At 41.3% G+C, this 7,365-nt stretch carries 6 protein-coding genes; 1 reads left to right on the top strand and 5 read right to left on the bottom strand.

The window, feature by feature from the left end:
* The 3 genes from SORDD27_RS05325 to SORDD27_RS05335 all read right to left on the bottom strand — a co-directional run.
* Window positions 1–864 (bottom strand): PLP-dependent transferase (locus SORDD27_RS05325; protein ID WP_231069305.1); only part of this gene is annotated, 864 nt, incomplete at its 3' end.
* Window positions 865–1,009: 145 nt separating this feature from the next.
* Complete coding sequence (locus SORDD27_RS05330; RefSeq protein ID WP_061427768.1) at window positions 1,010–2,968, bottom strand: peptide ABC transporter substrate-binding protein; 1,959 nt, start codon at window positions 2,966–2,968, stop codon at window positions 1,010–1,012.
* Window positions 2,969–3,170: 202 nt separating this feature from the next.
* Window positions 3,171–4,793, bottom strand: coding sequence for a putative polysaccharide biosynthesis protein (locus SORDD27_RS05335; RefSeq protein WP_061427771.1), 1,623 nt, complete (start codon window positions 4,791–4,793; stop codon window positions 3,171–3,173).
* A gap of 105 nt (window positions 4,794–4,898) precedes the next feature.
* Between SORDD27_RS05335 and SORDD27_RS05340 the strand changes: the two genes are divergently transcribed.
* The gene (locus tag SORDD27_RS05340; RefSeq protein WP_061427772.1) at window positions 4,899–6,344 is read left to right on the top strand and encodes a UDP-N-acetylmuramoyl-L-alanyl-D-glutamate--L-lysine ligase; all 1,446 of its coding nucleotides are present in this window, start codon (window positions 4,899–4,901) and stop codon (window positions 6,342–6,344) included.
* Window positions 6,345–6,375: 31 nt separating this feature from the next.
* Here SORDD27_RS05340 and SORDD27_RS05345 read toward each other — a convergent pair whose 3' ends face one another.
* The gene (locus SORDD27_RS05345) at window positions 6,376–6,576 is read right to left on the bottom strand and encodes a CsbD family protein (RefSeq protein ID WP_000051179.1); all 201 of its coding nucleotides are present in this window, start codon (window positions 6,574–6,576) and stop codon (window positions 6,376–6,378) included.
* 101 nt (window positions 6,577–6,677) lie between these two features.
* Window positions 6,678–7,328: a DUF1803 domain-containing protein gene (locus SORDD27_RS05350; RefSeq protein ID WP_061427774.1), complete on the bottom strand. Its 651-nt coding sequence runs from the start codon at window positions 7,326–7,328 to the stop codon at window positions 6,678–6,680.
* Window positions 7,329–7,365 lie beyond the last annotated feature (37 nt).

The following is a 7,365-nucleotide window of genomic DNA, read 5'->3' on the forward strand; positions in this document are numbered from 1 at the left end:
CACTACTTTAAAGGAAATCATACCCCCACGTCCAGTATAGAGCACTTCCTTGACAGCAGGTGAATCCTTCAAAAAGGCAACCACTTCTTGGGCATTGGCTGTAGAACGTTCCATACGAAGAGGTAGAGTTTTAAGACCACGAATCAACTGATAACTATCAAACGGTGATAGGACGGCACCTGTCGTATTCAAATTGTAGAAAAGTTGCTCATATAGTTCTAAACTATTAGTCACAACCACCCCAGCTAAGACATCATTATGCCCGGCTAAGTACTTGGTGGCTGAATGAAGAACGATATCCGCACCATCTTCGATCGGACGTTGGTAAATCGGACTGTAGAAGGTATTGTCCACCACTACCTTGGCACCCTTGGCATGAGCTAGTTTGGCTAGTTTGGCAATATCAAATTCCAACATCAAGGGATTGGTTGGTGTTTCAATATAGAGAACATCCACATCATTTTCCAGCTCAGTAATCAACTCTGCTTCAGTATTGGCATAGGTAAAATGGAAACGACCTTCCTGCTCCACTTGGTTGAACCAACGGAAAGAACCCCCATACAGATCACGAACAGCCAAGACTTTACTTCCTACTGGAAAGACACTAAAGGCCAGTACAATCGCAGCCATACCTGAGCTTGTCGCTAGGGCATAATCTGCTGATTCGATTGCCGCCAAAACCTCCTCCGCCTTACTACGAGTTGGATTTTTAGTACGCGTGTAGTCAAATCCCGTAGACTGACCGAACTCCGGATGCTGATAAGTAGTTGAAAAATGAAGCGGCGTCACCAAGGCACCTGTTGCCTTATCTGACTTGATTCCCGCCTGGGCCAAAATTGTGTTGATGTGTAGTTCTTTGCTCATACAATACCTCCAAATCTATAGTAACTATTGTACCACTTATTTTCACTAACTTATTTTCTTGTTTTCAAGAGCTAGTTATAGTTTCAAACTATATAAAAACGATAGTTCCTTTAGAAACTATCGTTTTTCCTGTTGAATAGACTGGTTATTTAACGTGTTTTGCCAGTTCTTCTTGGGCTTTTTTATTTGATTCTTCTTTTTCTTTCAGCCATTTTTCTTTCGCTTTTTCATACTCATCAGACGTTACAGTCTTATCTTGCAACTTGAGATACTTGTATGATTCGACACCCTTATTTCCAGCTTGTGAGAATGGTGATGAGAATGGAACTGTCTTTCTCAAGGTCGGTGTTCCACCTTGAGAAACGTTTGGAATAGCAAGGGCGCTATCAACGAGCCAAGCTTGAACTTCAGCATATTTTTCATAACGTTTTGCTGGTTCTTGCTCCTTGTTCGCTTCTTCTAACATTTGAGTGTAAGTATCCAGACCAACTGCCTTAGCCTTGTCATTGACCTCACCTGGTTCTAGACCAAGGTTTTGCAACATACCACCGTTATTGACATTTAGGATATCTAGATAGCTTGATGGGTCCAAGTAGTCCGCACTCCAACCGCCATTATAGATATCAAAGTCTTTTTGAGCTGCAGTTTGAGCGAGGTAGCTAGAGTTGTTAAACTCATCTGTTGATATCTGTTGGATATCGATAACCACATTCTCAGCTCCTAGAACAGATTCGATGGATTGTTTCAAAGAACTTGCTTCAAGTACACCTTTTTTAGCTGATTGGTCAACTGATACATCCAAGTGGATTGGGAATTGCACACCCTTAGCTTCCAATTCTTTCTTAGCTTCCGCAAATTTAGCCTTAGCTTTATCAGGATTGTAGTATGGGTCTTGCGCGTCCGCAAAGTTGATTCCTTGCCATTCTTGGCCATAGTTGACCATCTTTTCTGAAACAACATCGCCAAAGTCTTTTCCGTTGATACTTACAAATGTTGGAGGTACAACCAAGTTACGAATAATCTTCGTTGCTCCGTCCTCCCCTTGAGATTGTGCTCCATAGGCAGTACGGTTATAAGCATAGTTGAAGGCTTGACGGAAGTTTTTATTCAGAACTGCTTCTTGGGTTGATTTCTTTTCGATATCTGAGGACTTAGAAGTGAAGTTATAAGATTTTCTGTCCAAGTTGAAGTTCAAGTAATAAGAAGTTGCATTTTGCATACTATAGATGATGTTATCCTTGTTCTTCTCTTTAATGCCTTCAAAGCTTGAGCTATTTGGATAGAGACGCGCGTAGCTATAGACTCCTTCTACAAAGTTACGTGCTAGTGCATCTTGGTCACTACCATCATAATAGGCCAATTTCACACCATCCACAAAGACATTTTTAGCATCCCAGTAGTTGGGATTTTTCTTGAATTCGATAACAGATTTTGAAACAAAAGATTTCATCAAGAAAGGTCCATTGTACAAAATACTAGAAGGGTCTACCTTACCAAAATCATCCCCTTTTGATTTTAAGAAGTCTGCATTGACAGGGAAGAGAATGGTTGAAGTTGTTTTAGAATTCCAATAAGATTCTGGACGTGTCAAAGTGTACTGAACCGTTTGGTCGTCAATCGCCTTAACACCGACAGTTGAAAAGTCAGTTGTTTTTCCGTTGATATAGTCATCCAAACCTGCTACCGAGTCTTGAACCAGGTACAAGGCTTCGGATTTTTTATCAGCAGCATATTTCAAACCTGTCACAAAGTCTTGGGCCGTTACAGGGGCGTATTCTTCACCCTCATAAGTATACCATTTTGCATCCTTACGCAATTTGTAAGTATAGGTCAAACCGTCCTGAGAAACAGTCCAATCCTCTGCCAATGATGGAACATAGTTACCGTATTGGTCATTTTCCATCAACCCATCCACCAAATTGGTCACGATGTCATTGGTTGTTGCACGGTTTTCTGCAAGATAGTTCAAACTAGATGGATCGCTCGAATAAACATAGTTGTATGTTTTAGTAGCGCTACTTGAATTTCCACATGCGCTCAGTAAGATACCTGCGCTTAACACGACACTTGCAAGTGTCAGATACTTGGCCTTAGACTTTTTCATTTCCAGAACCTCCTATTTAAAAGTTTTGTCTTATTATACAGCTTTGGTTTTATTTAGTCAAGCGATTTCTGAAGAAAAACTTAAAAAAGCATATTTTTTGCTCTCGATTTTAGAAAAAGTTCTCTTTTTTTAAGAAAAATGTAGTATAAAAACCTTTCTGTTAAAGAAAGGTTAAATTCATTACTTTTATTTATAAATCTTTTTACGATATTTTCAATCGTGTACGTAGTCGGTCTGCTTGAGCTTTGCCGATTATCTTGTCTAAGAGTCTTGTCCGTAGGCTCATCAAACCATAAAGGCCTCCTCCAAGCCCTCCGATGAGAGCCACATAAAGGAAACTCCAGAAACGTCCACTTGGTTGGAAAACAAAACCGAGTAGCCACTGCAAGAAGCCAACTAGGATAAACATGACAAGGGTCAAGATGGTAATCAAAATGGTTCTCTTCAAGATTATCTTTCGACGAGCACCCGTTACCTGGCAGATATCTCGGTACATCAAGACATTCGGAATGATTAGTCCGATAGTCGTTGAAATCAAGGGACCGTAGCTGTGGAAAATAGCAATAGTTGGCAATTGCAAGACGATCTTAGCAATAGAACCATAGATAAAGTAAAGAACTGCCTTGCGGTTTCGGAACATGGCCTGAAGCATAGGAGACAAGACCATATACAAGCCTAGGATAGTAGACTGCAAAACTGCAAAGACAAATAAGCCCATGGCCAAACTATCTGGCTTACCGTAAAAGACTGTATAAAGAGGCTCCCCTACCATGACCACTCCAACCGTTGCAGGTAGTAAAAATAAGAAGAGCATGGTAAGGCTATCTTGGACTAGGCGAGCCGCCGCCTGCAAGTCGCCTTTTACATAGTTTTCCGTCAACAGCGGCAAGCCGACACTCCCAATCGAAACTCCCACAGAGATTAAAATCATGGTAATTTTATTAGGATTGGCAGAGAAATAAGAAAACATGACAACCAAGTCTTCATTGCTGTAGTTAGTAAACCACTTCATACTATTGATAAAGGTCATCTGGTCTAAGATTTGGAAGAGTTGAATGGCTGATCCTGTCAGGATAAAGGGAATGGCTTCCTTGATGGTATCGACTAAGAGTCGCTTACTATTGATTTTATCCCGTGTTTCAAAAACTCTTTTAAGCAAACCTTCTTGAGCAAGGAAATAAATCAAAACTGCAAAACTTGCCACCATCCCCACAAAGGCTGCAAAGGTCGATTGGGTAACGGCTGCTAGGTAGTCACCAGAACCCATCTTCATAATGAAGAAGGTTGCCATCAACATCCAGATAACACGGATCACCTGCTCAGCGATTTGACTCATGGCATAGGGTTTGAGGTTATTCATCCCTTGGAAGAAGCCTCGAATGACACTCATAGATGGGAAAATCAAGACTGCCCAAGCCAAGCTCTGCATGATGGGAATCAGGTCTTTCCCCACACCTGACAAATCTGCTAACCAGGGAGAAAAGAGATACAAGACCAAGGCAAAGACTAAGCCCAAGCCCGTCATAAAGCTTAGGAAACTCCGAATCAAGGCAAAGCTATGCTCTTCTTCTCGCATGGTATTGTACTTAGCCACTTGTTTGGCGACCGCAACTGGGATACCCGCTGTCGAAATCAGCAAGAACCAGGCGTAAATATTGTAGCCCATTGTAAAGAGGCCGTTTGCCTTAGCAGCATAGGTCCCCATCCAGATATACCAGGGAATAATGTAGATAGCACCAAGGAGGCGACTAATAAAGTTACTAGCTGTTAGCCAAGCAGTCCCTCGCAACATCTGGGCTTGCTGGTGATTGTTTTCGTTAGACATAGCTTCCTCATTCAATTTTGATAACTAGGAAAAGTTCCTTATCTTCCATTATAAACTTTTCCTTGTTACTTGTAAAATTCGGGCTTGAAGTTTATAATAGAAAGTATGATTAAGATTGAAACCGTATTAGATATTTTAAAGAAAGATGGCCTTTTTCGCGAGATTATTGACCAAGGTCATTACCACTACAACTACAGTGAAGTTGTTTTTGACAGCATCAGTTACGACAGTCGAAAAGTAAAAGAAGGGACTCTTTTTTTTGCAAAAGGTGCTGCCTTTAAAAAAGAATATCTGCTCTCAGCTATCTCGCAGGGGCTAGGTTGGTATGTCGCAGAAAAGGACTACGAAGTCGGTATCCCCGTCATCATTGTGAACGATATCAAGAAAGCCATGAGTTTGATTGCGATGGAATTCTATGGTAATCCACAAGAGAAACTCAAAATTCTCGCTTTCACAGGGACAAAAGGAAAGACGACAGCAGCGTACTTTGCTTACCACATCCTATCTCAACGCTACCCAACAGCTCTCTTGTCAACTATGAACACAACTCTGGATGGCGAGACCTTCTTTAAATCTTCCTTCTCAACGCCTGAAAATATCGATCTCTTCGACATGATGGCTCAGGCTGTTAAGAATGGAAGAACCCATCTTGTAATGGAAGTCTCTAGCCAAGCCTATCTTGTTCATCGAGTCTATGGCCTGACCTTTGATGTAGGTGTCTTTCTCAACATCACTCCTGACCATATCGGTCCGATTGAGCATCCTAGCTTTGAAGACTACTTCTATCACAAACGTCTCTTGATGAAAAATAGCCGAGCAGTTGTCATTAATAGCGACATGGACCACTTTTCTGTATTGAAAGAACAAGTGGAAGATCAAGAGCATGACTTCTATGGTAGCCAGTCAAGTAACCAAATCGAGAACTCCAAAGCCTTTAGCTTTTCAGCTACAGGTAAACTCGCTGGTGATTACGATATCCAACTCATCGGCCACTTCAATCAAGAAAATGCAGTTGCTGCAGGACTTGCCTGTCTTCGTCTAGGTGCCAGTCTAGAGGACATCAAAAAAGGGATTGGTGCAACCCGCGTTCCTGGACGTATGGAAGTTCTCACTCAGAAAAATGGAGCCAAGGTCTTCATCGACTATGCTCACAATGGCGACAGTCTGAAAAAACTGATTTCTGTTGTTGAAACCCATCAAACTGGAAAGATCGCTCTGGTTCTCGGTTCGACTGGAAACAAGGGTGAAAGTCGTCGCAAAGACTTTGGTCTCCTCCTCAATCAACATCCTGAGATTCAAGTCTTTCTCACAGCGGATGACCCCAACTATGAAGATCCAATGGCCATTGCTGAAGAAATCAGCAGCTATATCAGTCATCCTGTTGAAAAGATTGCCGATCGTGAACAAGCCATCAAGGCGGCGATGGCCATCACAAATCAAGAACTCGATGCTGTGATTATTGCAGGTAAGGGAGCTGATTGCTACCAGATCGTCCAAGGAAAGAAAGAAGACTATCCTGGAGACGCAGCTATCGCAGAACGTTATCTATAAAAAAATCAAGGGAAACATTCCCTTGATTTTTTTAGTCTTCTTTCTTAAATGAATTTTTAAGACCTTCAACGGCACCTTCTACAGCACCTTTAGCATCTTCAACTACTTCTTTTGCTTTCGCAACTGTTTTTTCTACAGTGCCTTCTGCTTCTGTCTTGCTATCGCCAGTAACTTTACCAAATCCTTCTTTGATAGCACCAGTTGCTTGATCCAATTTATTTTCAAGTGACATAGCTCTGTCTCCTTTGCTTTTAATACGATAAACGTTATCGCTTACATTCAGTTTATGCTTATTCTTTAGTAAAGTCAAACAATCTGCTCAAAATGAAGCAATTAAGATAAATAGAAAGTCAACCGTTCCTTGTCAAAATCCACAGCCAACTCATACTTCCCTTCTTCGTTTTGAACAATATAACCCAAGACAACTAGACTCTCAACGAAGATATCACGGCGTTTCTGTATCAGCTGGTCCTTTTTGAGGAACTTGAGTAAAAAAGTCGTCATATACTTGAGAGCGTACTCAGGATTGACATCCCCCAAAATGGCATAGAGTTCCTGCTGTTTTTGTGTCAAAGGATATTGATTCTTAACCTTGTAGAAATAGTTAGACAGGGTCATCTTTTCTCTTGCAAAGTCCGTACGTTCGACTAAAATGGCGGCATTGGTTTGATTGCGCAATTCTGTCTCAAAAGTCTTCTCTAGTAAGGCTTGATAGATCGGACTATCTTCTCGAACAAAAATTTCTTGGTCAAGGGCTAAATCATCCGTAGATTCTAAAAAAGGGAGATTGAGAAAATAGCGTTTGTTTTCCCTTAGGATCAAGCCTGCCTTAATATACTCTTCCATCAGTTTATCGACTGCTACATCTGGAAACTGAGCCTTAATTTCTCGGAGGATCACATCATCATGCTGGTCCAGATAGTCCACCAAATCTATAAAAAATGGCTGTCGAGTCAAACGAGATGGGTTAAAAATCTGAATCATGAAGATTCCTTTCTTTACATTCTAAAAGAGGGGATGC

It is taken from the genome of Streptococcus oralis (assembly GCF_001579025.1).
Classification (GTDB): domain Bacteria; phylum Bacillota; class Bacilli; order Lactobacillales; family Streptococcaceae; genus Streptococcus; species Streptococcus oralis_X.